Raw genomic sequence first — 26,242 nt, 5'->3', positions numbered from 1 at the left:
TTGTCCATGCAACTAAAATCGCTAAAGCGGTAAGTGACTGGACAGCTTGAGAAACCAAATGATTCGTCCTTTGAATCGTGTGGTTTTCGTAGCTATGCGGAGAAGTCAAAATACCTTTTTCCTCAATTTTGACTATTAAAGTCCAGAGACAAAGAGGCTGGGAGTGTTTTCCCAGCCTCTTTTTTTTATATTTTTATTTGGCGCTTATTACGAGATTGAAAGTAAATGGCTACCAGGATAAGTATCAAGCAGAATAAACTAATTAGTGTGCCAGTCAATAAATACGGTGGCCAGTAGGTTAAACTAATCTGGTGTGTGCCTTTCGTAAGTTGCACACCACAGAAAGTGCCAGCAACTTTAGTGATTTTTGCAGAATGACCATCAACTTTGGCATGCCACCCTTTTCCATAAGGAATGGTAGTCATTAAAAAGTTGTTTTCTTTGGCAACGGTAATTTTCCCCGTAAGACGATGACTGTTATGATGAGAAATCTTTAAGGGTGCTGCCGCTAATTGTTTATGAATTTTCGTAAAAGTTCTTTGGTTCAAGCGATATAACGTGAAATTTTGTAACCACAAATTCATTTTTTTGAGTTGAATTTTTAAGGTAACTGTTTTGCCCTTACTGTGATTGGCAAAATTAACAACTACCGTATTTCGATATGGCGAGTACTGAGTGAGCGCTTTGCCATTGACAGTAAAAGTGGCATTGTCTGGGTTTAGTTCTTGACCCAATGTCAGATAATAAGCATCATTTGTTGTAGGTGTAAATTTAAATGTGACGATTCCGGCCTTGGAGAGGTTATTTTTTTTCAAAACACTACCAGTTAATTTCGTGGTTTGATTAATATTTTGAAAAATAACTTCATTGAAATTTTGTGCCGTAAAAAGTTTAGCTTTGGATTGTCCCGCTAGACTACCGTATAATTGAGATTGATACTGCATAGGATCAAGAGTGCGGCCGTCGAATTTCTTAGCTTGACTGGAAGCCCCAAATCCAATTGATAAGGCATATGGATTTTTGAACGTTTGTGTCAGGGTATCCTGGCCAACTAATTTGTAGTCAGTTAGGTCTGGACGGTAAGTTAATGCTGGCAAAATGGGAGTCGCATTAGTCGTCGTATTGTTTACCAACTGATTCGTATCAATGTTTTTTGACCAGTACTTCATGTTTAGCAAGCTATCGGTGATCAAAGTGCCATTGGAATAGGTGACAAAACCATCTCCTTCTGGTTGGCCAATTTTTTGCATAAAATTCGGAATTTGTGTTTCGAAAGTTGAACTAAAATGTGAGGCCCCATTGAAAGCAGCCTGCATAGCGTCATCTTTGGTACGCATGTAGGTTGTGCCAATTCGATAAAAGCCGGCGTCTTTTTTTTGTATTTGACTGATAGCTGAATTGAGAGCCGTTGTGTACTTCCCAAATTCGCTTTGTGAGACATAAGAAAGATTGTTTAATGACCAGCAGGCATTTACAAAGACATCTAAGATAATGAGCACCGTTATGAGCCAGCTGGAAGATGGTCGCTGTCGCAGTAAAACGAAACACAGGAAGCCTAACAAAACAAAGAGACTACCAATAATGAACTGGTCTTGGTGTACGTAATTTTTAAAGACCTTTAAATTAAACCAAAGGTAACTTAATCCGGCTAAGAATATTAAAATTGTTAAAACAAAACTTTTCGATGAAAATGTTGGCATTGAAAATAAATAGCGACTGGCAAGAAAGATCATCCAAAAACAAACAATAAAACTAAAGCGATAGGGATACCACCAAGGATATTGCATGGCGTGCCAGAATAGATTTAGTGGTTCAAAACAAAGTGACAGGAATAAAAATAACGAAATGATGGCAGCAGTTAGTCGTTCACGAATACTTAATCGTTGGTTACTAAAATACAAAATAAAGCCAATCAAGCAGAAAGCTCCGATGAAAATATTTGGCAAGCCACTTGGCATCTGCTGAAAATTAAATGTCCCTGGTAACAGTTTACTGAGCATTTTAAAAGGAAAATATTCAAATTTAAATTTGAAACTGGTTTCTGTATATTGGACTTTGCTTTGCGTCAAGATATAAAAAGTGGGTATTAGCATCCATGATGATAATCCGGCAGCAAGGAGCGCCCCACAGACAAATTTCTTGATGGCTGTGAACCACTCTTTAATTGCGGTATAATGGTTAGCACTGGCAAAAATAAAGTAGAGGATACAAAAGATACATATCATATAGGCCATGTAATAGTTAATAATCAGTATTAAAGTTAACCAGAAAACAAACCATCGTATTTTGCCGGTTGTAAAAATTTGCTCCATACCCAAAACAATTAATGGCAGCAAGATAGGAGCGTCTAACCAAATTAAATTCAATTGATTGGCAATTGTGAATCCCATTAGAGCATATGCTGTGGCTAAGCCAGGGATTAACCAGGAAGCTTGCCGGTACATTTTTTGAATGAGAATAGCAAACGTAAGTCCAGCGAAGGCATATTTAAGAACAGTAATGATGAAAATGCCGGTTGTAATGGTTTTTCCTGAAAAAAAAAGCAAAATGAAGTTAAACGGACTCATTAAATAATAGGCCCAAGTCCCTAACATATCTCCGCCGATTGCTTTTGAAAAAGAATAGAAAAAAGCAGTCGGATCATGTAAAATGGTATGGCGAAAATAAGCAAAAAGGTCGACATATTGTTGACCTAAATCGACAGTTAGCAAACTACTTGACCCAAAGGGGGCCATTTTTCGGTAAATAAAGTAACTCATCATTAAAATGAGTGGGATGAAAAAACTAAGAAGTAGTTGAAGCTGCTGCGATTTTCTAAAGTGTTTGGTGTGATTTAAATTAGATCTTTGCATCGTATTCCTCTTTTCCCAAATTACTTTCCTTAGCATACCACATTGACTAAGATAGTCTAAAAATGTGAACATGTTATAGAAGCCTTTTGAATTTTTTGTTAGAATGGTCTCAGCAACGTGAAGGAGCTAAAGATTTTGAAATCAAAACAATCGTCTAAAATTCGTACTAAAAAGTCGGAACTGCCATTTCGACTCAATTTAATTTTTATTATTGTGGCCATTTTGTTGATTACATTGATTGGTCGTCTGGCATACTTACAAATTTTTAATGGCTCGAAGTATGTTGCCGATGTGGAACGAACTGATACGACAGTCGAAACTAATAATGTTCAACGAGGCATGATTTATGATGCCACAGGAAAAGTTTTAGTTGGTAATGAGTCACATCAGGCCATTGAATACACTAAGGGAATGAACGTCTTATCAGGAACGCTCAAACGGACTGCTGATCGGCTGGGACAGTACTTAAAAGTTTCTACAGATACCTTATCAGAGCAAGATGAGGCGGACTACTATTTAGCCAGCTCTAAAAATCTAGCTAAAGTCGAAGATAGCATCAAAAATCACAGCGAGTATAGTTCTAAAACACTCTATAATTTAGCGGTAAAAAAAGTTAAAAAGAATATTCGTTTGTCTAAATCCGAAAAAAATGCCGCACAAATTTTTAGTTTGATGAACGGTGCCTATGAATTGTCAACGGTGTATCTCAAAGAGTCCGATGTGTCTAATACAGAAGTTGCAAAGATTGGCGAACATTTATCAGAATTACCAGGTGTAAAAGTGGGGACTAGTTGGTCGCGTAATTACCCACAAGGAAATTCAATCAAAAGCATTGCCGGAACGGTATCAAGTGCAAAATCAGGTTTGCCAAGCGATGAAGTGAATATTTTGCTTGCTCAAGGTTATTCTCGTAATGATAGTGTGGGTCAAAGCTATCTTGAAAAAGCTTATGATCCAATCTTAAAGGGAACCAAGTCACAAACAAGGGTTGAAGTTAGCGGGAATAAAACGATAAAAAAAGAAGTTAAACAGTATGCGGGCCGCAAGGGAGACAATTTGGTACTCTCGATTAATGCCGCCTTTCAACAAAAGATACAGGAATATACACGGTCAACTGTCACCAATGCCGGCGGACAGTCCACTGGCGGGTATGTCGTTGTGATGAATCCTAAAACGGGCGCCATTGTTGCACTAGCAGGTGTTAATCGTAATCCAAGTACAGGAAAAGTGACCGATAATGCTTTAGGGACGATCAATGAACCAATTGTAATGGGATCGGTTGTTAAAGGCGCAATGGTGTCTGGAGCTTTAATGGATGGTGTGATTTCGCCTTCAAGCAGTACGCTGACTGATCAACCCATCAAATTAGCAGGTACCAGTGCCAAGGCATCCTGGTTTAATAAGGGTGGCGCTCAGAATACACGTTTAACAGCTTCACAGGCGCTGGAGGTTTCTTCTAACTCCTACATGATGCAACTTGCTATGAAAGAAGCTGGCTTCAAATATTCATCTGGAACAAGTCTTTTGGGAATGAATGCCAATATTTTTAGCAAGATGCGTGGTTATTTTGAACGATTTGGTCTTGGCACAGATACTGGGGTAGATATTCCTGGGGAATCTTCAGGATACAAAGGTCCAAGTGGGGAAGCTAATATTGGTAAAGCGTTAGATTTGTCATTTGGAAACTACGATGCTTACACTACCATTCAGGTTGCCCAATATATTTCAACGATTGCCAATGGTGGTTATCGCATTGCACCACATGTTGTGTCTCAAATTCGTGGTACTAATGGCAAAGGTGGTTTAGGAAAACTCGAAGAAACCATTCAGCCGAAGGTATTGAATTATATTGACGATACGGCGGCTCAAAAGAAAGTTGTTACCAAAGGGCTTTATAATGTTGTTCACGGAACTAATACGTATAAGACTGGTGGCGAACTAGCAAGTATTAGTCCTGGTATTTCAGCTAAAACAGGTACTGCTGAAACAACCACTAATGGGAAATCAACAGTTACCTTGAGTTTGGCTTCGTATGCTCCTTCAAATGATCCTAAAGTAGTCGTAGCGATTGCGTTGCCTGGTTTAGGGACAAGTGCAGAAGATAATAATATGAAGCTTGCTAAAAAGGTGTATGACGCTTATTGGAAGATGGTTCAAAGTACGTCAACGTTAAAAAATCCAACTAAAGCAACCTCATCTTCAAGTAAAGCAGCTACAAATTAAGAGATCCTTGAGGAATATGCGAAACTTGCTTGCGTGGATTAGTATTATTGTGGTATTATATTTTAAGTTGAGGGCGCAACGCCCATCAGAATTTATAGTTGGGAGGTTGGAGCCATGCGCGTACACATTACATTAGAATGTACAGAATGTCATAATCGACAATATCTATCAAGCAAAAATAAACGTAACAATCCGGATCGTTTGGAATTAAACAAGTATTGCCCACGTGAAAGAAAGGTTACTTTACATCGAGAAACTAAATAAGATTGGACAAAATGATCGAATTTTGCTCCGATCTTTTTTATTATTTTTAATTCAATCACCTGAATTGAGGGATACTGCCATGCAAGTAGAAAAAAAGAAACAACGGCAAGTTCAAATTAGCCGGCTTCAGGCAATGGATGAGACTGAAAAAAAGCGTGAACAGCTTAGCCTTTACGAAAAATTGTTTGCAAGTAAGGAGTGGCAGCAAGCTAAGACAGTTGCTACCACAATGAGTGGTAAGATTGAGGTAGATACGAGACCCATTATGCAACAAGCGAGGTATGAGCATAAAACGATTCTTATTCCCAAAACTTTAGCTAAGTGGCAAATGGCCTTTTTTGAGTATTTGCCAACAACTAAGTTAGAAAAAACCAAATTTGGCATACCAGAACCGGTTGGCGCAAACAATATTTCTAAATCAGATATCAATCTAATTTTGGTACCAGGGCTAGGGTTTGCTGATCAAGGAAACTATCGCCTCGGATTCGGTGGTGGCTACTACGATCGCTTTTTGCGTGATTATCATGGGGCAACCATTAGTTTAGTTTTAAGTGCACAGCATTTTAAAACAGCTGCCTGGCCAATTGAGGCTCATGATATTCCAATTAATAAATTAATTAAGAGTGAGGCAAATTAATGCAACAAACTTTAAAAAGGTGGCAAAACGGGCCATATATGACAATTGGTCTAGTTGCAATCAATTTGATTATTTTTCTTATTATGTCAGTTGATGGTGGGACCGAAAATACACAAACTTTATTACGCTACGGAGCAGTTTTTAAACCGGCCATTCTGCAAAACGGAGAGTGGTGGCGGCTCGTGAGCGGGATGTTTATTCATATTGGCATGACGCATATCGTCATGAATATGGTGACTTTATATTTCGTAGGAATTCAAATTGAAAACTTGTTTGGTCATTTTAAATTTATTTTTCTCTATTTTTTGGCAGGTATTTTCGGTAATTTGGCAAGTCTAGTACTGGGTAATCCGCTGGCATTGTCTGCTGGTGCTAGTGGAGCTATCTTTGGCCTGTTTGGTGTTTGGCTGATGTTGGGGGAATCATTCAGAAATAATCCCTACATTCGTTTGATGGCTCGTCAACTGGGCTTGTTCGTTGTTTTGGCATTAGTGTCAAGCTTCTGGCAGCCTGGAATAGACATTTATGCCCATGTAGCGGGTGTACTAGCGGGATTTTTAGGTGGCTATGTGGTTGGCATTCCGCAAATTGGTAAGGTCGAAAATTCTAAGCGTTGGATAGCAGGATTAGTTTTAGTCGCGCTAGTGGCAGCTTGTTTTTGGGTTCTTATAACCAAGTCGGCTTTTTAAAAGAACGTTTACAAATATTTTTTTATCTGTATAATTAATTGGGATGATGCTATGAAAACACTATATGATGTGCAACAATTACTTAAAAAGTTTGGTATTTACGTTTATGTCGGTAAACGTTTATGGGATATTGAGTTAATGAGCATTGAATTAAAACATTTACACGATGCCGGCGTCGTTGAAAATCAGACCTATGTAAAGGCAGTAATGGTTTTGCGACATGAACATCATTTAGAAGAGGTTGCTGCCAAGTAGCCAGGTAAATTATTTTAATATTGGAGGAAATTAGCAATGGAGCGTAAATTAATCGGAGTTGACCTTGGCGGGACAACTATTAAGTTTGCCATTTTGACCGATACTGGAGAAGTTCAACAAAAATGGAGTGTTGAAACAAACATTTTGGATGAGGGAAGTCATATTGTGCCAGATATTGTGGCTTCTATTAATCATCACATTGACTTATATAATATGGACAAATCTCAATTTATTGGAATCGGTATGGGCACACCAGGAACTGTCGATCGGGAAAATGGGACAGTAGTTGGCGCCTATAATTTAAACTGGAAAACGACGCAACATGTAAAAGCTGATGTTGAAGCCGGCACAGGAATCAAGTTCACTATGGACAATGATGCTAATGTTGCAGGGCTTGGCGAACGATGGAAGGGTGCCGGAGAAAATGGGAGTGACGTTTCTTTTGTTACTTTAGGTACCGGAATCGGTGGCGGTCTGATCGCCGATGGCCAGTTGTTGCATGGAATTGCTGGAGCTGCTGGTGAAATTGGACATGTGACTGTAGAACCCAATGGCTATTTATGTACTTGTGGGAAACGGGGCTGCTTGGAGCAATACGCTTCTGCAACTGGTGTCGTTCATGTCGCACGTGATATGGCTGAAGAATTTTCTGGTGATTCTGAATTAAAACGACAAACAGACGATGGTCAAGATATTACTTCTAAATTAGTTTTTGATTTAGCTAAAAGTGGCGATACTTTAGCCGTTCGTGTGGTTGACAAGGTTTGTTACTACTTGGGATTAGCTTTAGGAAATCTCGCCAATACTTTGAACCCTGAAAGTATTGTGATTGGTGGCGGTGTTTCGGCTGCTGGTGATTACTTATTAAAGCAAGTGGATCATTATTTCCAAGAATTTGCCTTTACAACGGTTCGTAATTCAACTAGTCTAAAATTGGCACGTTTGGGTAATGATGCTGGTGTGATCGGTGCTGCATCGTTAGCATTAAGTTTTAAATAAAGACAAATCAAATGAAGCCGGCTTTAGGAGAACCTTCTAAAACGGCTTTTTTATTTTCTATACTAGGCAAATTGGTGATTTATGTGTAAAATGGACTTGATTGACATAGGAGGAGAATGAATTGGTATTTGGTGCAAGTTCAAAAGCTAGCTTTATTATTAATACAATATTAATTATTTTAATCGTTGCTTATTTTGTGTATCAGGGTTACGTGGTCTGGAAGCGACGACGTGTTTCAAAAATCCTTGACGAAGAAGAATTTCAAGAGGGCATGCACAAAGGTCAGGTTATTGACTTACGTGAGAAAAAGGATTTTGATGCGGGACATATTTTAGGCGCACGCAACATTCCGTATTCAACCTTAAAAACACGTTTCCAAGAAGTACGTGCAGACCTGCCTGTATATATCTATGATCAAGGGCGTAGTTTGAGTTCACGAGCAGCCATCTTTTTAGCTAAGAAGGGGTATAAAAAACTTTTTATTCTTCGTTATGGTTTTCAACGGTGGAATGGTAAAACAAAAAAGAAAAATTAATTAAATCCGGGGTAAAGAATCATTGAGGTGAATGATAAGCACATCATCCTCGAAGAATCTTTATCTCTTTTTTTCGCTAAATTAGCGTAAACAAAAAGGACCGTTTGATAAACAGTCCTAATGTTTACAATTAGCCGTTATGTGCAGAGCGCTGTTTACGCATAGCACGTTTCCGATTCTCTGCGGCCCGATTTTCTTGTTCCTCAATAGGTTGTACGATTATTTTGTGGAAGGTATAAAGTGCGGCACCAGCGGCTCCCACAACAGAGAGACCACCAACGATAAAGCCTTTAGTAAAATTTTTCATTTTTTGAAACCCCTTTCCATCTTTGATTATCTTTATTATGACTTTTTTTGATTAAAATATCCAGTATATTAAGCGGATAGGAATGATTTTATGTTAACAAAGATTATTGCACACCGAGGTAGTAAAGGAATTCGACCTGAAAATACTTTACCGGCCTTTGAAAAAGCGATTGAAGAAGGTGCAGACGGTATCGAAACCGATGTACATATGTCAAAAGATGGTCATTTGATAATTATGCATGATGAGACTGTAGACCGAACAACAAATGGCCAAGGACGTATCATGGATCAAACACTCATGCAGCTAAAGACTTTAGATGCTGGAAGTTATTTTGGATATGCCTATTTGGGAACTCAGATTCCGACCTTAAATGAAGTGATTCAACTCTTAATAGCAAAAAAATTTAAGGGAATTTTTAATCTGGAATTAAAAACGGATAAAATTCAGTATCCAGGAATTGAAGAAAAAGTGCTGGCCTATATGAACCAGCAAGAATTACCTTTCAAAGTTATTTATTCAAGCTTTCATCCGCAATCATTAGTGAAGATGTATAGTTTGAATCCTGATATTGAATACGCGAGTTTATTCAAGGTTCAAACCAAGTTTGCACGACGTCTTTATCGAAAACGATTGATCAGAGATTGGCATCCGGATATTCGTTGGGTACGTGCCCATCGTTTCTTTTTGCCACACGTACAGTTACGCCCGTGGACAGTGAACAGTGATGATGATATGCGTTATTGTTTTAAACGGCGGTTTGACGGCATCATTACCGATTATCCGGGTCGTGCCGTAATTATTCGTAAATCCATCCAAGGCGGTTAGAAAATGAAGAAAGTTTTAGCAATTATTGGACCCACAGCAGTTGGTAAAACGAGTTTATCAATTGAGTTAGCCAAACAGTTTCATGGCGAAATTATCTCTGGAGATTCTATGCAGGTTTATCGTGGCTTAAATATTGGCACGGCAAAAATTACTGAGAACGAACAGCAAAATATTGCGCATCATTTAATTAACATTCGCAATGTGGATCAACGATTTTCAGTTGCTGATTTTAAAGAGGTGGCAACCAAAAAGATTGATGAAATTACCCGTTCTAAAAGGTTGCCTATTATTGTCGGTGGCACTGGTTTTTATTTACAGGCCTTGTTAGAAGATCTTTCTTTAGGACGAGATAGTTATGAAGGTTCTCCTCGCATTCGAGAGAAGTGGCACGCTTATGCACAAATGCATTCGCAATTGCAACTGTGGCAACAATTGAATAGTATTGATCCACAAGCAGCAGCAGGAATACCCGTCACAAATGAGGTTCGTGTGGTTCGCGCACTAGAGGTTTATGAAAAAACGGGGCATCTTTTTTCGGAGCAGCATGATGATCAGTCGCTGAAATACGATGCACTTTTAATTGGTTTGAATACAGATCGTGAATTGCTGTATGCGCGAATTAATCAGCGCGTTGACCAAATGGTGACAGCTGGTCTGGAGCAGGAGGCCAAACAGTTATATGAGCGAGGCGGGACGCAATTACCAGCTGGTAAGGGAATTGGCTATCGAGAATGGTATCCGTATTTTGAAAAGCAAGTTACTAAAGAAGCCGTAATTAATCTTATTAAACAAGATTCACGTCATTATGCTAAACGACAATTGACGTGGTTCCGCAATAAAATGACAGTTAATTGGTTTGATGTCATTCAACATCCGGAACAATTAGACCAAATTATGGCGTTAATTAATAATTGGAGGGAAAAATAAAATGGAATGGACTGACAACTTAGATACTAAGCTAGTAACTTTAGTTAACCAGGTGGATAAACAAATCGCACCTAAGTTGGCCGAAATTGAGGCACAAGTTTTATTTAATCAAAAGAAAGTTTTGGATGCTTTTAGACAAGAAAAAATTTCTGAGGAAGAATTAAATGGCTCAACAGGATATGGGTATGATGATTCTGGTCGTGATGCCCTAGATGCTGTTTATGCCGACGTGTTTAAAACGGAGGACGCTATGGTGCGTCCGCAAATTATTTCAGGTACACATGCGATTAGCACGGCATTATGGGGAATGCTGCGTCCGGGCGATAAACTCTTATATGTGACAGGAATGCCATATGATACTGTGCAACAAGTAATTGGGTTAACAGGTGAACCCAATGCGGGTTCTTTAAAAGATTTTCAAATTGAATTTGATTATGCTGATTTAGACCAGCATGGTCAATTTTCAAAAACTAACGTACAACAGAAATTAACGGATAATGTCAAAGTCGTTGCTATTCAGCGTTCACGTGGATACGCCACGCGGGAAAGCTTCACAGTTAGTCAGATTGCGGAAATGATAAAATTCGTGAAGTCTATTGCTCCGAACGTTAAAATTTTTATTGATAATTGTTATGGGGAATTTTCCGAAAAAACAGAACCAACTGAAGTAGGCGCTGACGTTATGGCTGGCTCTTTAATCAAAAACGCGGGTGGCGGGCTAGCAAAAACCGGTGGGTATATTGTTGGAAAGAAAGATTTGATTGCCCAAATCGGTAATCGACTGACGACACCAGGTTCAGGAAAAGACGAGGGCGCGACTCTAAATACTTTGGAAAGCATGTTTCAAGGCTTTTTCCAAGCACCTCATGTGACTGGTGAAGCAATTAAAGGCGCCATCTTTGAAAGTGCGATTCTTGAAAAATGTGGGTTAAATGTGAGCCCTAAGTGGGATGCCCCTCGGACGGATCTGATTCAAACAGTTAATTTTGGAAATCCTGAAGATATGATTAATTTCGCAAAGACGGTTCAACATTATTCGCCAATTAATTCTTATGTAGATCCTATTCCTAGCGAAATGGGGGGATATGATGACAAAATTATCATGGCAGCGGGTACTTTTGTGCAAGGAGCAAGTGTTGAGTTTTCCGCTGATGGTCCGCTTCGGTCACCATACACGCTGTATATTCAAGGCGGGTTAACGTATGCACATGTAAAAATTGCCATTACTGAAGCAGTTTCACAGTTATTCTTTTAAATAAAAAGCGACCCATGTCATATTTTGTGACATGGGTCGTTGACTTTAAAGAAACGCATTGATAGAATGGGTTTGTTTTTGAAAGGAGGGAATATCAGAATGGAAAAGCAGTTACAGCGTTCACGTGCCGTTTTACCGATGGGAACAGTCATGAAGTTGACCGATCTAAGTGCGCGACAAATTCGTTATTATGAAACACAAGCTTTAGTTAAGCCCGTGCGTAACGAAGGTAATCGACGTCAATTTTCTTTAATTGATGTGGACCGTCTGTTAGAAATTAAGAATTATTTGGATGAAGGTTTTAATATTGCTGAAATTAAGCAAGTTTATGCTAAACAAGCACGACATCATCGCCAACAGCAGCAAAATGAACATTCGGTTTCTGATGAAGATGTCCGGCAGGCTTTACACAATGAATTTTTAAATATTGCCGGTTTAAATCGTGGACATGGAACGATTTTTCCAGCTGATAATCCGTCCGTAAAATAAGAATAGGAGCGATACACATGGCAAAGCGACAATATACCAAAGATGAGATCCGCAAGATGGCTAAGGAAGAGAATGTCCGCTTTTTACGACTAATGTTTACGGATTTATTTGGCGTTATTAAGAATGTAGAGGTACCCGTTAGTCAATTAGAAAAATTACTGGATAATAAGTTAATGTTTGATGGTTCTTCAATCGATGGTTTTGTCCGCATTGAAGAAAGTGATATGTATCTTTATCCTGATTTGTCTACTTGGATGGTTTTTCCTTGGGGAAATGAACATGGCAAAATAGCTCGTGTGATTTGTGAAGTATATACGCCCGATGGGAAACCCTTTGAAGGCGACCCACGCAATAATTTAATTCGGGTCCTGAAAGAAATGCGCGATGCGGGCTATACAGATTTCAACATTGGACCAGAACCAGAATTCTTCTTATTCAAGTTGGATCCAGAAACTGGCAAACCAACTACTAATTTAAATGATAAGGGGAGCTACTTTGATTTGGCACCAATGGATCTTGGTGAAAATTGTCGTCGCGATATTGTGCTCGAACTTGAAAATATGGGCTTTGATGTGGAAGCTTCACACCATGAGGTTGCCCCAGGACAGCACGAAATTGATTTCAAGTACGCAGATGCTTTGGCGGCCGCCGATAATATTCAGACCTTCAAGTTGGTTGTTAAAACTGTGGCACGTAAGTATAATTTGCATGCTACGTTTATGCCCAAACCACTTGATGGCATCAATGGCTCAGGAATGCATTTAAACATGTCATTATTCCATGATAAGGGTAATGCTTTTTATGATGAAAAAAATGAGTTGCAACTTTCTCAAGAAGCTTACTGGTTCTTGGGAGGCCTTTTGAAGCATGCACGTAGTTATACCGCTGTTTGCGATCCAATTGTAAATTCATATAAACGTTTAGTTCCAGGATTTGAGGCACCTGTCTACGTTGCTTGGTCAGGAAGTAACCGGTCACCTTTAATTCGGGTACCAAGTAGTCGCGGTTTATCTACTCGTTTTGAGTTGCGTAGTGTGGACCCTTCTGCTAATCCTTATTTAGCAATTGCGACTGTATTGGAAGCTGGGCTAGATGGTATTCGAAACAAGATAGAGCCACCAAAGTCAATTGACCGAAATATTTATCGTATGAATGAAGAAGAAAGAAAAGACAGTAATATTCAGGACTTACCTTCAACACTGCATAACGCTCTCAAAGCTTTTGAAGCTGACGAGGTTATGAAAAAGGCGCTTGGTCCTCACATCTATCAGAGTTTCCTAGAAGCAAAAGGTTTAGAATGGGCTTCTTATCGTCAAGAAGTGACACAATGGGAACGCGATCAATATCTAGAACAGTATTAAAATAAATGAATAATAGCGATTGGATGATCTTTAGCCGAGATTTTCTAATCGCTTTTTTGTAAATGATTTTTTGGAGTTGTTTTCACCTTTTTTCGTCACTGTTGAAAATATCTGTTAAAATTTAGTTAGGAATGAGAAAATTTCTTTGTTGATTACAGTTTAATTTGGTACATTAGAAGTAATCAATAATGTAAGGACAACTTACAAAATTAGGAGCGATACACATGAGTGATGAAGAAAACGCGACAAACTCGCCAGAACAACCAAATGCAAAATTAAAGCAAAGTCTCTCGGGAAAGATTGCTTATTTAGATGCGTTAGAAAATGCTGTAGATCAGCAAAATGACCGATTAATCTATGAATTATTAGACCCAGAAAGATATCACACTGACATTTCTAGTACTAACGACCAAATTAAATCAGGTTATTTCAATTTGGTTGATGATGTAAGAAGCCAAATTAGTCATTATTTGAGTTATCAATTAATTGATTATTTAGCTAAATTATATCCATTCTTCTATTACCGGGAAATATCAGAAGGTGAGTTTAAGATCCTTTTTGGAAATTGGTGGGATCGGCGTGAATTTGGCTATTTAGATGTTTTAAATCTTGAATTCCAATACGATAAAGATGAATATCAGAAGCTTTCCGATACCTTTGGACTGGATGCCAATAATAAGCATCTCAATACAGAAAAAATCGCGCAGATTTCTGAAGAAAATAAACAACTACAAGAGTTAATGACAAACCAAGATCAACGCGACCAAAGAAAAGCACAATTACGTGATCAATTACAGGATACCAGCAACAATGGTTCCTTCTGGGAAAGTGGCAAAGTTAAAGAAGAGCGCCAAGCTTTGAAAGACGAATTGACCAAGTTAACAGAAGAGGATCAAAAAGCAGTGGATGCAAAAGAGAAAATGCGGAGTAATGAAGATCGAATTCTTGCACTTTCAAAAGAAGATACGATATTAAGTTATGAAAAACAGTCTATCAAACAAGCATTTGGAAGCTTTGAAGCATTTACAAATCATTCTAAGAAATTATATTCTGATTATTTAACTAGTTTGATTGGAAAGGAACAGGTACGTGCTGATGAGTGATGAATCTCTAAATCCTTCAAGTTTAACTACAAATGGGCGTTTGGTGGCTTATAGCCAATCAGTTAAAGCTGGTTTACAACATGGTATCGAATTCACTAAGCTTTTTGATCAATTAACCAATACAACTGATCCAAACGAACTATTAGCAGCGTCAACCAGTCTGTTTGATTTTCAAATGGATACAGAATATGTGGTTTATCCACATAAATATGATGCGAATGACTATTATTTGATTTTTATGAGTCGTTTGCTTGAACTCCATGATGATAAAGAGGCTGTACTGCATTCTCGTGAGGATAACCTAAAGGCTGACACGCTGTTTCAAACGTTTCCAAATATTGATGATACAGAGGAGTTTCATTTTGAGCAACGTCCCAATCAAGATGGCGCTTTTTATGTTGAGCAAAATAGTCATCAGGTTATTTTTTCTCTTAATCTTAAAGAGAAAACAATGTATTTTAATTCGGATACCATCACGAAGCTTTTCATTACAGAGTGGAGTGGAAAATCTGATAATGCTGCCGTGAGTGATGCGGTTGATTTGTTTATTGAGTTTGGAAAATATTTAGTCTCTGATTTTGGTTTTAACGTCGATTTCAATATGCTTGATGCTGCAAATGATAAAAAATATGTTTTGGCGAAGGCAGATTTGTCTGACCAAATTATGGACAAATTATTCGTGGTAACGGCTGATAATCAGTTGATGCTACAAAATATGGATGAAGTTCAAGGTGCCTTTTTAGATCTGGGCAATCAAATTATCTTTAGCTTGTATAAACAAAATGGAGCTGATGGTAGTGCTCACTGGGTAATGACTGTGCAGGATCCGAAAGAACAATATTCTTTATTTGATATTTTTAATCAATTTGCTTTTTTAAAGAAATGGTTCCTGGATAACTTAGATGACTTACAAATCGGTTCAAAAATGGTATAGAATGGGTGAAAAATTTTGCTAAATATTCCAAAGATGCTTCAAGCCTCTATTCAACTAGACAGGAGTATTGCAGAAGATAAACAGCTAGCGATGAGTTGGGATGCACGGATCAAAAATACAGTACTGTCGCTTGACGTTGAACTTTCTGAAGTGGCCAACACATCAGAATGGTTTAAAGTTTGGAAGCAACATAAGGGAAAGCATGATGAAAATCTGAGCGTTCGCCAAACCTTACTGGTTGAGTATGTGGATGCCATTGATTTCTTTCTCCTGTTTGCGAGTCAAAAACAGTGGGTCGAAAATGTCGATTTGACCCAAGCACAATTCGATAAATTAGCAACAGATTCTAAAGAGCTCAATTTAACAGATACCTATTTGGCAATCAAATCAATGCTTTTTAGTAGTTTTGTGGGTAATCGACCTGACAATTTTCGTCACGCCTGGCATCTGTATCTAAAACTGGGCATGGTGGGATTTAAATTTTCTGCAAGTGAGATCGAAGACGCATTTTATCGGAAAAATAAGGTTAACTATAAAAGACAAGAAAATAATTATTAAGAGATAATAAAAAGTGGAGCCCATAATTTGGCTCCACTTTTTAAATATCCTAAAAGATATGAATTCTTTTTAATTATCTTTCAGACTTTTACGCCTTGAGTGTGCTGGTGATTTTGGAAACACAGAATCCCAGTCATTAACGACCTGAACAACAATAGCAAAGACAATAATAAACAGAATAATCATTAATGGTCCCATACCAACGCCTCCAAATCATATTTTACATTTTAATTATGACAATGTTACGAGAACATTTCAATAAATATGCTTATGAAATTAAAGTAGGCTAAAAATGTAAATGAAACTATAAAATTGTGCTGCCTGTTTGAATAAAAATAAAGACTATGTAATGAGTTTAAATTTCGTAAAATATGATGAATGCTACTACAGACGACAATTAATCAGATAACGGATTAAATTCACTGAGCATCAATTTTTACTTCCTAGTACTTTTATAAAAATAAAAAAGAAATGCCATATTAACGGCATTTCTACATTTAAAAAAATGACTATCACTTACTTGTATGAACCAGGTGAGATTCGAACTCACGACCCTCCGCTTAGAAGGCGGATGCTCTATCCAGCTGAGCTACTGGTCCGCGTTATTGATTATAAGGTAAATAAAAAAGTTCGTCAATAGGGCATTTATGCACTTACTAATAGAATATTACCGGAATAATCTCTTAATCATGTTAAATTTGTTAAGGATGTAAGTAAATGCTTTCATTCTATGCCTTTTTTAGGTATCATAGAATGTAGAAAGAATGAAGGAAGTTGATGAAATGAAAAAGAAAATTTACTGGCTAATTCCCTTTCTCATCTTCGGATTATTTTTGACGGGCTGTAGTCGAAACAAAGTTTATGGCACGGTTGTCATTAGTTCGGATAAATACGATCAAGTCCAAAATGATAAAAAATCAATTAATCGACTACTTAAAGCGTTAGAGAGATTTGATTCTGAAAAGCCAAAAACAGCTTCTAGAATTTATTCTGCAATTGATCAATTAAATGAGCAGGGTAGAAAGAAAATGAACAAGACCGATCGAAAACAACTTCAAGGCTTACTAATCGATAATAAAAACAGCATTAAGCATATTATTATGAATGCGTATCAGCATCATTATGGATTTGATGATGATTTATCTGGATCTGTTAGTACACCATTCTTTAAGGTCGTTCGTCTCCTCGTCAATCCAATAACGAAGCAAGAGGCAAATCGAAAAAAGGTTTATAATCAACTGATTAAAGATACAAATGCTCAGCAAAAATTAAACAACGTAGGCACGACTCAGTAGAACGTTTAAGACGTGAAAGCAAGGCATCGCAAACTTGCTGTTCACGTTTTTTTAAACACAAAATATAATGAAAAAAGAATTTTTTGAAAAGGAAATAGAATGCAAATCAGGACTACCCAAAAAATTGAACAGTCTGACTATAATCTGTTATTAATGGCAGATCCAAATAAAGAATTAGTTGATAATTATTTAAAGCAAAGTTTTGTCTTTCGATTAGTTGTTAAAAAACAGTTAGTTGGCATTATGGTGCTCACTCCGAATGATCCTAGACAAATTGAATTGAAGAATATCGCTATCGACCCGAATTTTCAACACCAGGGCTATGCACAGAAATTGATTCAGTTTGGTAGTCGTTTTGCTGTTCAACAGGGTTATAAAAGGATGATTGTGGGAACGGGGACGACTAGCTTTGTACAACTTTATCTTTATCAGAAAATGGGATTCCGATTCTTAGCCGTTAAGAAGGATTTTTTTATTAAAAATTACCCTAAACCAATTATTGAAAACGGATTACATTTGAAAGATATGGTAGTGTTATGCCGCACGCTATAAATTAAAGTTTAAATGTTTTGTTTTTTTAGGAAAGATGCCGTAAAATTTATCTCTGAACGGTTATAGTTAGGAGAAATCAATATGGCAAGTCATTCAGATCCGCGAATAAAGAAAACAAAGCAACGGCTTAAAAGCGCATTATTCCAGTTATTAAAAAATGAAAGTACCAAAAATATTAGTATACAGCAAATTGTGGATACAGCAGCTATAACGCGCGGTACCTTTTATTTACACTATCATGATAAAAAAGATTTTATTCAAGCAATTATAAATGAGGTTACCAATGAATTTTTCTTAGCTTGCTTAGTGGATGCCAAAGCTTATTTAGACCCAAAGGTGGCTATTAGTGAGCATGATGTTCAAGTCTTCTCATTGCGCAAAGGGTTCAAATTCATTGCTGATAATTATGAAACTTTCACCGTAATTTTTAAGCTAGGACGGGGAAACGCCTTTACAGATAAAGCCACGCAACTTTTTGATTTTTACATTCAACTTTTTTTGAAGAAATTTGATCTGAAGCAGGATGCCAAAACATTACACAATCAATTTACGGCTGATTTCATCGTGGCGGGTTTATTAGGAATCACTCGAAATTGGCTTAATGATGGCATGATTTATTCACCGCATTTTATGGGTGATAAAATGTATATTTTAATCCACGATCGCATGGACAAAAAACTTGATGTCAGAGATTTCTTTGTAAATTAGAGGTATGGTTGACTTTTTGGCTAAGTTTTGATATCATTGTAACGTTGTATTTGTGGCTTCCACAGCTACAACCGCACGGCTTGAGTTTTTAAGTTCTGGTTTAGACACTTAAAGCTGGCGAGTATTAGAAATGAGGAGGTGCACACTGTGTACGCAATTATTGAAACTGGTGGCAAACAACTTAAGGTTGAAGAAGGTCAATCCATTTTTGTTGAAAAGCTTAATGCAAATGAAGGTGACAAGGTTACTTTTGACCAAGTCCTTTTTGTAGGTGGCGATTCTACAAAGGTTGGTACACCAACTGTAGATGGCGCAACTGTAAATGGTACAGTTGAAAAACAAGGCAAAGACAAGAAAGTGACAACTTTCAAGTATAAAGCTAAGAAAAATCAACATACCAAAACGGGTCATCGTCAACCATATACAAAAGTTACGATTGATGCAATTAACGCCTAATTGGTGATTATTAATGATAAAAGTGACGATTAAATTAAGTTCTCAAATTGGTGTGAAGCAATTCCAGATGATTGGACATGCTGATTCTGGTCCTTATGGTCAAGACATTGTTTGTGCAGCTGCTTCGGTGTTAGCAATCAATACGATTAATAGCGTTGAACAACTTGTAAAAGTTAAGCCAGAGGTTAAGACAAATGAAAATGACGGTGGCTTACTGGTTGCCAATTTTTCACTTCCAAAAAGCGATGAACAAACTTTAAAGTTACAAACAATTTTAAAAAGCTTTGTCATTGGTATGAAAGATATTGCACAAAGTTATTCACAATTTATAAAAGTAAACATTCAAGATTAATTTATTCGGAGGTGTAATGCTATGTTAATGAATTTACAATTCTTCAGTCATCATAAGGGTGGTGGTTCCACCTCTAACGGCCGTGATTCAGCTGGTCGTCGTCTCGGAACGAAACGTGCTGATGGACAACCTGTTAAGAGTGGTATGATTATTTACCGTCAACGCGGGACTCATATTTACCCTGGATCTAATGTTGGTCGTGGAAATGACGACACATTATTTGCCTTAACTGATGGCGTTGTTCGTTTTGAACGTAAGGGACGTGACAAACGTCAGGTTTCTGTATACCCAGCAGCAGATGCAGAATAATACCAATATGAGGAATCAGAACATTTAAGTTTGTTCTGGTTCTTTTTTTGTCAAAAGTTCTAAAAATGCGAGAAGTTAGCTAACTAAACTTGCTTTTAGCAAGCAGATATTGCTATAGTTAGGTGTAAAGAATTTCGGAGGTAAAAAAATGATTTCGACTTCAGATTTTAAAAATGGATTAACGATTCAAGTTGACGATGGAATTTGGCGAATTGTTGAATTTCAGCATGTGAAACCCGGCAAAGGAAGTGCCTTTGTTCGAACAAAATTAAAGAATTTAAGAACTGATGCTGTCCAAGAAAAAACGTTCCGTGCTGGTGAGAAGATGGAGCAAGCCAACATCGAAACCAAAAAAATGCAGTATCTGTATAGCGATGGGGACAACTATGTGTTCATGGATAATAACACTTATGAGCAATTAGAAATTCCAGCAGCTAATTTGACACAAGAGAAAAATTATTTGATAGAAAATATGGAAGTCAGTGTCATTATGTTTGGTAGCGAAACGTTAGGTGTTGACTTACCTAATACAGTTAACTTAAAGGTGACTGACACTGAACCTGGCATTCGTGGTGATACAGCTACCGGCGGCTCTAAGCCAGCTACTTTAGAGACTGGGTTAACTGTTCAGGTACCATTCTTTGTAAACGAAGGAGATACCCTTATCATCAATACAACAGATGGTACGTACGTATCACGAGCTTAATTTAGGCAGGAGGGTTATAAAATGGCAGAAGATAAATATTTAGCGCTGGCGGAACACAAACCAACACTTGGAGAGATTAAAATTGCTCCGGAGGTTGTTTCAATTATTGCTGGAATTTCTGTTGAAGAAGTTAAAGGCGTTCATTTGAGTAGTAGTGGTTTGAGTGAAAGTGTTACGTCTTTTTTAACCCGTAACACAAAAAGCCAAGGGGTTAAATTGGCCTTGGACCAAGATAAGCTACGTGTGGATGTTTACGTTTACCTGGACTATGGGACATCTGTACCCGAAATTGCAAAAAAAATTCAGAGTAAAGTTAATCAGCAATTGCTGTTTATGACTGATTTGGAAGTTAGTGAAGTTAACATTCATGTTGAGGGAATTATTCCTGCTAAAACAACTTCGACGGTTGATCCGGATGATATTTTTGCGGAAAATGATGGTGATGAAAAGTGAGTTTAAATCGACACCAAATTCGTGAAGCTGCATTTCAAACGCTATTCGCACTTGACAGTAATCCAGAGGCTTCTCATGATGAGCTCTATCACCAAGTTTTGGCGCATTATCATGATGAATCTGAGACACCTGCTTATCTTGTGACCATTGTTGACGGCGTTTTAGAACATCGAGAAGCCATCAATGAGCAAATTAGCCAGTATTTAAAGAAGACATGGTCATTGAAGCGTATTTCAAGAACAGATCGCCTCATCTTGGAAATCGCATTTTTCGAAATAGATTATGTAGATGAAGTGCCTGGAAAAGTTGCGGTGAATGAAGCTATAGAGTTGGCAAAGAACTACGCTGATGAAACCTCTAAAAACTTTATTAATGGTGTACTTTCCAATCAATTGAGTTAAGGCGCGTGTCTAATTGATTTCTATATTTAAATAAATATAAAACGAAACCAGAAAAACAATTCTTTTTCTGGTTTTTTCGTATTTTTTATTATGCTAAACTAGATGAGTAAGTAGATGGATGATAAGAGAGGTAATATTATGGCAACGATAATGGACGGCAAAGCACTAGCTGCTAAAGTTGATGTCGCAACTAAGAATAAAGTTCAAAAATTAGCTGATCAAGGGATTGTACCGGGATTGGTTGTCATTTTAGTTGGCGAGGATCCGGCTAGTCAAATATATGTACGAAATAAAGAACGACGTGCCAAAAAAATGGGATTGAATTCAGTTGTTCGTAAATTACCTGATACTATTTCCGAGTCTGAACTGATTGAAGTGATTCATGAGTACAATGTTAATCCTAAAATTCATGCGATTCTTGTTCAGTTGCCATTGCCTGCACAAATTGATGAATTTCATATTACGATGGCGATTGCACCGGAAAAGGATGTGGATGGTTTTCATCCGCTAAATTTAGGACGTTTACTTGTTAACAAAGTAGCGAAAACTCCAGTAGCGTGTACACCACAAGGAATTATGACGATTCTTAATGCCTATCATATTTCTTTATCAGGGAAAAAAGTGGTAATTATCGGTCGTAGTACCATTGTAGGAAAACCAATGGCCGCGCTTTTGGTGAATGCTAATGCAACCGTCACAATTGCACATAGTCACACGCGTCATTTATCAGAAGTTACTCGTGAAGCGGATATTTTAATTGTTGCAGTTGGCATTGCTCACTTTATTCACGCTAAAGATGTCAAAGAAGGAGCCGTTGTGGTTGACGTTGGTATGGACCGGGATGCGGATAACAAGTTAGTTGGCGACGTGGATTTTGAATCAGTCAAGCCAAAAGCTGCATTTCTAACACCCGTTCCCAAGGGTGTAGGTCCAATGACTATCACAACTTTAATGGCACAAACTGTTTCCTTAGCGGAATGGAGTAGTGAAGAAAATGGATAAAGATAACTATCTTACTGTGACAGCTTTAACACAATACATTAAGCGCAAATTCGATGTAGATCCATATCTAGGTCGTGTCTATTTGGTAGGTGAAATCTCTAATTTACGTATTCGCCCCCATGCTCATCAATACTTTAGTTTGAAAGATGACCATGCTAAAATCAATGCCATAATGTTTAAGTCGGCTTTTGAAAAACTAAAATTTACACCAGAAACTGGTATGAAGGTGCTGGTAACGGGAAGATTATCGGTTTACGAAGCTAGTGGAAGCTATCAAATTTATATTGATAGCATGCAACCAGACGGAATTGGTGCTCTCTATCAGGCCTATGAACAGTTAAAAAAGAAGCTTAGTAGCCAAGGCTTATTTACGGCACCTAAGCAGGCTTTGGTACGGTTTCCCAAAAGAATTGCCGTTATCACCAGTCCCTCTGGCGCTGTCATTCGTGATATCATGACAACTACTAAGAGAAGATTTCCAATCACACAGCTTGTTTTATTTCCCACACAGGTTCAGGGAAATGAAGCCGCAAAGGAAATTGTCGCTCGTATTCAGCAAGTGAATGAACGGGGGGGATTTGATACTATTATTTTAGGCCGTGGTGGAGGATCCATTGAAGATTTATGGCCTTTTAATGAAGAAATTGTGGCGAGAGCAATTTCTGCCAGTCAAATTCCTATTATTTCATCGGTCGGTCATGAGACGGATACGACCATTGCAGATTTGGTAGCTGATGTGCGAGCGGCTACGCCAACTGCGGCTGCAGAATTAGCCACACCTGTTTTGAGTGAAGAAATTTTAGCCTTAACACAGAGACGTACGCGAATTTTCAATGCGTTCATTAATTTGATAAAGAAGCAACGGCAAAGCCTTAATCGTTTGCGTCAATCGTATGTTTTCCAAGATCCTAGCCGATTATATGAAGGCTATGTTCAAAATGTGGATTATTTAAATGATAAATTAACACAAAACATGAAGACATTGCTTAATAACTATCAAAATCAAGCAAGTGACAGTCGTCAACGCTTAAGAATAAGCTCACCTATTAATCGGGTGCAAAGAGAGAAACAGACGGTGATGAATCTGCAGCAACGATTAAAGCGAGGTGTTGAGGCAAACACAAAGGCAAAGGCTATTCAGGTGCAACATACTATTGCAGCATTAGATTACCTGAGTCCTTTAAAAATTATGGGACGTGGCTATAGTTACATCACTAAAAACAAGCGTGTCGTCAAACGTGTGGCTGATCTACAGAATGGGACGGATGTTGAGCTGCATTTAAGTGATGGGACGGCTGAAGCAAAAATTACGACTATCAAACCCGGAGGACTAGAAAATGACTGAAAAACCAACTTTTGAAGAAAACTTAAAAACACTTGATGAAATCGTCACCAATCTCGAAAAAGGGGATGTGCCACTAGAAAAAGCTTTAAATGAATTTAAGCATGGCGTAGTGCTTAGCAAAGAATTACAAGACACATTACAAAATGCAGAACAAACGCTCACAAAAATGATGAATGATGATGACCAAGAAGTGCCTTTTGAAGCGGACAATGAGGTTACTAAGGATTCTACCGAAAATGATTAAAAACAAAAAAACGAATTTGTTTATTGAAAAATATAGCAAAGATTTGAATAGCTATTTAAAAAAGCAATTACCACAGAGCGTGTCAAATCTGAATTTGAGTGAGGCCATGCAGTATTCCGTTTTGGCGGGTGGAAAAAGATTACGACCATTATTGTTACTGGCAATTATTAAAAGTTCCGGTGGCAAGATTGATGAATCTGCTTTCAAGGTGGCGGCTTCTCTTGAATTGTTGCATACTTATTCTTTAATACATGATGATTTACCTGCAATGGATAACGATGACTTGCGAAGAGGAATGCCAACTAACCATAAAAAATTTGGTGAGGCCTTAGCAATTTTGGCTGGTGATGGCTTATTAACACTAGCCTTTGAATGGTTAGCAACTAGCGGATACTCTGATCAAGTTGTCAGTGCTTTGACACAAGCTTTAGCTCATGCTGCTGGCCCAGCAGGTATGGTGGCCGGGCAAGTCAGCGACGTGTTAGGAGAGCAAAACCAGCTAAATTTTGCGCAGTTAAAGCAGCTACATAAACAAAAAACAGGGGCTTTAATTACTTACACGGCACAGGCAGCGGCCATTATCACAAAGCTACCTGCTTCTCAAAGTAATGTCTTCATTGAGTTTGCTGAAAATTTTGGACTCGCTTTTCAAATCTATGATGATCTCCAAGATGTCTTGGGCTCTCAAAAAGATATGGGTAAAGCCGTGCATAAGGATGCATCGGAACATAAAAATACTTATCCAAGCATTCGCGGACTATCACAAACTAAAAAAGATTTAACTGTTTGTGTAGGTAACTGTCGGGATGCACTGAATAACCTAGAAAAACAGCAAATTCAGGTTGATGTGCTACAAGGCTTTTTAGACTATTTTCAATTAGACGAGGCAGAAAAATGAAAAAAGAACGTGTGGATGTCCTTTTAGTTTCACAAGGATTGTTTGATACCCGTGAACAGGCTAAACGAGCCGTCATGGCGGGTGAAATATTGGGAGAAAATGAGGAACGTTTGGATAAACCAGGAAGCAAAATTCCGGTCGATACCGAATTACATTTTAAGGGGAAACGCATGCCTTATGTGAGTCGGGGCGGATTAAAATTGGCAAAGGCACTAAAAGTTTTTCATATTGATGTCCAAGATAAAGTCGTTTTAGATATTGGGTCATCAACCGGTGGTTTTACGGACGTGATGCTGCAAGGTGGTGCTAAATTAAGTTATGCTTTAGATGTAGGTACGAATCAGCTGGTTTGGAAATTACGTGAGGATCCACGCGTGGTTGTCATGGAAAACACCAATTTTCGCTATGCCAAATTAGCTGATTTTACGCATGGACAGCCTGAATTTGCATCTATTGATGTCTCATTTATCTCCTTGAAATTAATTTTACCGCCTTTGAAACAGATCATTAAGGAAAACGGAAGCGTTGTTGCGCTTATTAAGCCTCAGTTCGAGGCTGGCAAAGACAAGGTAGGCAAACATGGAATTGTTCGTGATCCCAAAACTCATGAGGAAGTTTTAGAAAACACCTTAAATATGGCGGTTGATAATGGTTATCAAGTAAAAGGCTTAGATTTCTCACCGATTAAAGGCGGCGAAGGCAATATTGAATTTCTAGTTCACTTGGTTGCAACTGATAAGCTACCAGCTATTGAAAAATCAGTTTCAATCGAGAAAACGTTGGCTGCAGCCTATGCCCAATTGAATCATCAAAAAGCGGAATAAAGAGGTCAATGTGGATGAAAAAAAGTGAGCGGCAAAAACATATTGAAAAGATCTTAGAAGAAAATGACGTGCAAAAGCAAGAAGATTTGGTGACTTATTTACAAGAAAGTGGCATTGAAGTCACTCAAGCCACAATTTCTCGTGATATTCGCGACATGCAGTTGGTAAAGTTGCCCTCAAAAGATGGTGGCTATCATTATGCCTTACCGCCAAAAAAAGATGAGGACATTAAATTAAAGCTTAAAGCAACCTTGCAAGCATCTTTGCAGAAAGTGACAAGTAGTGAAAGCTTTATTTTTCTAGCAGTCCAACCAGGTAGTGGGCCCGCCATTGCAAGTTTGGTGAATCAGCTAAATCATGAAGATATTTTGGGTGCTATTAGTGATGATGGTTCTGTACTGATTGTGACAACAAGTCATGAAGGTGTTCTAAGAGTGAAGGAATTGATTACAGAAATGCTGGCAAATACGATTTAAGCTATTTA

The 26,242-nt window shown here is 38.0% G+C and carries 33 protein-coding genes, 1 tRNA gene and 1 other annotated feature; of the genes, 30 read left to right on the top strand and 4 right to left on the bottom strand.

The window, feature by feature from the left end:
- Positions 1–185: 185 nt before the first annotated feature.
- Positions 186–2,852: a YfhO family protein gene (locus IV80_RS01325; RefSeq protein WP_057748357.1), complete on the bottom strand. Its 2,667-nt coding sequence runs from the start codon at positions 2,850–2,852 to the stop codon at positions 186–188.
- Positions 2,853–2,987: 135 nt separating this feature from the next.
- Here IV80_RS01325 and IV80_RS01320 point away from each other — a divergent pair, with 135 nt between their 5' ends.
- From IV80_RS01320 to IV80_RS01295, 7 genes are all read left to right on the top strand, one after another.
- Complete coding sequence (locus tag IV80_RS01320) at positions 2,988–5,075, top strand: peptidoglycan D,D-transpeptidase FtsI family protein (RefSeq protein ID WP_236699552.1); 2,088 nt, start codon at positions 2,988–2,990, stop codon at positions 5,073–5,075.
- A gap of 114 nt (positions 5,076–5,189) precedes the next feature.
- Positions 5,190–5,339 carry a 50S ribosomal protein L33 gene (gene rpmG / locus IV80_RS09925; RefSeq protein WP_074693824.1) on the top strand — a complete coding sequence of 50 codons (150 nt, stop codon included), beginning with the start codon at positions 5,190–5,192 and terminating at the stop codon, positions 5,337–5,339.
- Positions 5,340–5,418: 79 nt separating this feature from the next.
- Positions 5,419–5,976, top strand: coding sequence for a 5-formyltetrahydrofolate cyclo-ligase (locus tag IV80_RS01315; protein ID WP_057748354.1), 558 nt, complete (start codon positions 5,419–5,421; stop codon positions 5,974–5,976).
- The gene (locus IV80_RS01310; protein ID WP_057748352.1) at positions 5,976–6,665 is read left to right on the top strand and encodes a rhomboid family intramembrane serine protease; all 690 of its coding nucleotides are present in this window, start codon (positions 5,976–5,978) and stop codon (positions 6,663–6,665) included. The genes IV80_RS01315 and IV80_RS01310 overlap by 1 nt, the downstream gene beginning before the upstream one ends.
- Positions 6,666–6,716: 51 nt before the next feature.
- Positions 6,717–6,920 (top strand): YqgQ family protein, encoded by a 204-nt coding sequence (locus IV80_RS01305; protein ID WP_057748349.1) that lies wholly within the window; start codon positions 6,717–6,719, stop codon positions 6,918–6,920.
- 36 nt (positions 6,921–6,956) lie between these two features.
- Positions 6,957–7,919, top strand: coding sequence for an ROK family glucokinase (locus tag IV80_RS01300; RefSeq protein ID WP_057748347.1), 963 nt, complete (start codon positions 6,957–6,959; stop codon positions 7,917–7,919).
- Between the two features lie 121 nt (positions 7,920–8,040).
- The gene (locus tag IV80_RS01295; RefSeq protein WP_057748344.1) at positions 8,041–8,454 is read left to right on the top strand and encodes a rhodanese-like domain-containing protein; all 414 of its coding nucleotides are present in this window, start codon (positions 8,041–8,043) and stop codon (positions 8,452–8,454) included.
- A gap of 130 nt (positions 8,455–8,584) precedes the next feature.
- Here IV80_RS01295 and IV80_RS09920 read toward each other — a convergent pair whose 3' ends face one another.
- Positions 8,585–8,761 (bottom strand): DUF3042 family protein, encoded by a 177-nt coding sequence (locus IV80_RS09920; RefSeq protein ID WP_083490468.1) that lies wholly within the window; start codon positions 8,759–8,761, stop codon positions 8,585–8,587.
- 90 nt (positions 8,762–8,851) lie between these two features.
- Here IV80_RS09920 and IV80_RS01290 point away from each other — a divergent pair, with 90 nt between their 5' ends.
- From IV80_RS01290 to IV80_RS01255, 8 genes are all read left to right on the top strand, one after another.
- Positions 8,852–9,586 carry a glycerophosphodiester phosphodiesterase gene (locus IV80_RS01290; protein ID WP_057748341.1) on the top strand — a complete coding sequence of 245 codons (735 nt, stop codon included), beginning with the start codon at positions 8,852–8,854 and terminating at the stop codon, positions 9,584–9,586.
- A gap of 3 nt (positions 9,587–9,589) precedes the next feature.
- Entirely contained in the window at positions 9,590–10,513 is a 924-nt protein-coding gene (gene miaA / locus IV80_RS01285; RefSeq protein ID WP_057748338.1) for a tRNA (adenosine(37)-N6)-dimethylallyltransferase MiaA, read from the top strand.
- 1 nt (position 10,514) lies between these two features.
- Complete coding sequence (locus tag IV80_RS01280; protein ID WP_057748335.1) at positions 10,515–11,768, top strand: methionine gamma-lyase family protein; 1,254 nt, start codon at positions 10,515–10,517, stop codon at positions 11,766–11,768.
- A 99-nt stretch (positions 11,769–11,867) separates the two neighbouring features.
- Entirely contained in the window at positions 11,868–12,257 is a 390-nt protein-coding gene (locus IV80_RS01275; protein ID WP_057748331.1) for a MerR family transcriptional regulator, read from the top strand.
- Between the two features lie 17 nt (positions 12,258–12,274).
- Complete coding sequence (locus tag IV80_RS01270) at positions 12,275–13,618, top strand: glutamine synthetase family protein (protein WP_057748328.1); 1,344 nt, start codon at positions 12,275–12,277, stop codon at positions 13,616–13,618.
- A gap of 224 nt (positions 13,619–13,842) precedes the next feature.
- Complete coding sequence (locus IV80_RS01265; RefSeq protein WP_057748325.1) at positions 13,843–14,721, top strand: hypothetical protein; 879 nt, start codon at positions 13,843–13,845, stop codon at positions 14,719–14,721.
- Positions 14,714–15,655, top strand: a complete 942-nt coding sequence (locus tag IV80_RS01260; protein ID WP_057748322.1) for an alpha/beta hydrolase family protein — start codon at positions 14,714–14,716, stop codon at positions 15,653–15,655. Before IV80_RS01265 ends, IV80_RS01260 begins: the two co-directional genes overlap by 8 nt.
- Positions 15,656–15,670: 15 nt before the next feature.
- The gene (locus IV80_RS01255; RefSeq protein WP_236699551.1) at positions 15,671–16,213 is read left to right on the top strand and encodes a dUTP diphosphatase; all 543 of its coding nucleotides are present in this window, start codon (positions 15,671–15,673) and stop codon (positions 16,211–16,213) included.
- A gap of 69 nt (positions 16,214–16,282) precedes the next feature.
- Here IV80_RS01255 and IV80_RS10215 read toward each other — a convergent pair whose 3' ends face one another.
- Together IV80_RS10215 and IV80_RS01250 are read right to left on the bottom strand one after the other, a co-directional pair.
- On the bottom strand, positions 16,283–16,411 hold the full coding sequence (locus IV80_RS10215; protein ID WP_261763742.1) for a hypothetical protein: 129 nt from the start codon (positions 16,409–16,411) through the stop codon (positions 16,283–16,285).
- Between the two features lie 327 nt (positions 16,412–16,738).
- Positions 16,739–16,812 (bottom strand) — tRNA-Arg (locus IV80_RS01250).
- 183 nt (positions 16,813–16,995) lie between these two features.
- On the opposite strand from IV80_RS01250, the gene IV80_RS01245 reads away from it, so the two are divergent.
- From IV80_RS01245 to IV80_RS01175, 15 genes are all read left to right on the top strand, one after another.
- The gene (locus IV80_RS01245; RefSeq protein ID WP_057748319.1) at positions 16,996–17,508 is read left to right on the top strand and encodes a hypothetical protein; all 513 of its coding nucleotides are present in this window, start codon (positions 16,996–16,998) and stop codon (positions 17,506–17,508) included.
- 99 nt (positions 17,509–17,607) lie between these two features.
- Positions 17,608–18,060, top strand: a complete 453-nt coding sequence (locus IV80_RS01240; protein WP_057748316.1) for a GNAT family N-acetyltransferase — start codon at positions 17,608–17,610, stop codon at positions 18,058–18,060.
- An 81-nt stretch (positions 18,061–18,141) separates the two neighbouring features.
- Positions 18,142–18,768, top strand: a complete 627-nt coding sequence (locus IV80_RS01235; protein WP_057748314.1) for a TetR/AcrR family transcriptional regulator — start codon at positions 18,142–18,144, stop codon at positions 18,766–18,768.
- Between the two features lie 59 nt (positions 18,769–18,827).
- Positions 18,828–18,903 (top strand) — a sequence feature (ribosomal protein L21 leader region).
- Between the two features lie 12 nt (positions 18,904–18,915).
- The gene (rplU, locus tag IV80_RS01230; protein WP_057748312.1) at positions 18,916–19,224 is read left to right on the top strand and encodes a 50S ribosomal protein L21; all 309 of its coding nucleotides are present in this window, start codon (positions 18,916–18,918) and stop codon (positions 19,222–19,224) included.
- Positions 19,225–19,237: 13 nt separating this feature from the next.
- Positions 19,238–19,576: a ribosomal-processing cysteine protease Prp gene (locus tag IV80_RS01225; RefSeq protein WP_057748309.1), complete on the top strand. Its 339-nt coding sequence runs from the start codon at positions 19,238–19,240 to the stop codon at positions 19,574–19,576.
- 21 nt (positions 19,577–19,597) lie between these two features.
- Positions 19,598–19,885 (top strand): 50S ribosomal protein L27, encoded by a 288-nt coding sequence (rpmA, locus tag IV80_RS01220; RefSeq protein ID WP_057748307.1) that lies wholly within the window; start codon positions 19,598–19,600, stop codon positions 19,883–19,885.
- Positions 19,886–20,033: 148 nt separating this feature from the next.
- Positions 20,034–20,591 (top strand): elongation factor P, encoded by a 558-nt coding sequence (gene efp, locus IV80_RS01215; RefSeq protein ID WP_057748304.1) that lies wholly within the window; start codon positions 20,034–20,036, stop codon positions 20,589–20,591.
- 21 nt (positions 20,592–20,612) lie between these two features.
- Positions 20,613–21,044: an Asp23/Gls24 family envelope stress response protein gene (locus IV80_RS01210; protein WP_057748301.1), complete on the top strand. Its 432-nt coding sequence runs from the start codon at positions 20,613–20,615 to the stop codon at positions 21,042–21,044.
- Positions 21,041–21,445, top strand: a complete 405-nt coding sequence (gene nusB, locus IV80_RS01205) for a transcription antitermination factor NusB (RefSeq protein ID WP_057748297.1) — start codon at positions 21,041–21,043, stop codon at positions 21,443–21,445. Before IV80_RS01210 ends, nusB begins: the two co-directional genes overlap by 4 nt.
- A gap of 138 nt (positions 21,446–21,583) precedes the next feature.
- A complete protein-coding gene (folD, locus tag IV80_RS01200; RefSeq protein ID WP_057748295.1) occupies positions 21,584–22,447 on the top strand; it encodes a bifunctional methylenetetrahydrofolate dehydrogenase/methenyltetrahydrofolate cyclohydrolase FolD in 864 nt (287 codons plus the stop codon).
- A complete protein-coding gene (gene xseA / locus IV80_RS01195) occupies positions 22,440–23,792 on the top strand; it encodes an exodeoxyribonuclease VII large subunit (protein WP_057748292.1) in 1,353 nt (450 codons plus the stop codon). The genes folD and xseA overlap by 8 nt, the downstream gene beginning before the upstream one ends.
- The gene (locus tag IV80_RS01190; RefSeq protein ID WP_057748290.1) at positions 23,785–24,036 is read left to right on the top strand and encodes an exodeoxyribonuclease VII small subunit; all 252 of its coding nucleotides are present in this window, start codon (positions 23,785–23,787) and stop codon (positions 24,034–24,036) included. Before xseA ends, IV80_RS01190 begins: the two co-directional genes overlap by 8 nt.
- A complete protein-coding gene (locus IV80_RS01185) occupies positions 24,029–24,934 on the top strand; it encodes a polyprenyl synthetase family protein (protein WP_083490467.1) in 906 nt (301 codons plus the stop codon). The genes IV80_RS01190 and IV80_RS01185 overlap by 8 nt, the downstream gene beginning before the upstream one ends.
- Complete coding sequence (locus IV80_RS01180; RefSeq protein WP_057748287.1) at positions 24,931–25,758, top strand: TlyA family RNA methyltransferase; 828 nt, start codon at positions 24,931–24,933, stop codon at positions 25,756–25,758. Before IV80_RS01185 ends, IV80_RS01180 begins: the two co-directional genes overlap by 4 nt.
- A gap of 14 nt (positions 25,759–25,772) precedes the next feature.
- Positions 25,773–26,234, top strand: a complete 462-nt coding sequence (locus IV80_RS01175) for an arginine repressor (protein WP_083490466.1) — start codon at positions 25,773–25,775, stop codon at positions 26,232–26,234.
- The last annotated feature ends 8 nt before the right edge of the window (positions 26,235–26,242 follow it).

Source organism: Pediococcus cellicola (assembly GCF_001438655.1).
GTDB lineage: Bacteria > Bacillota > Bacilli > Lactobacillales > Lactobacillaceae > Pediococcus > Pediococcus cellicola.
This window is presented reverse-complemented; position numbering and strand designations above follow the sequence as displayed.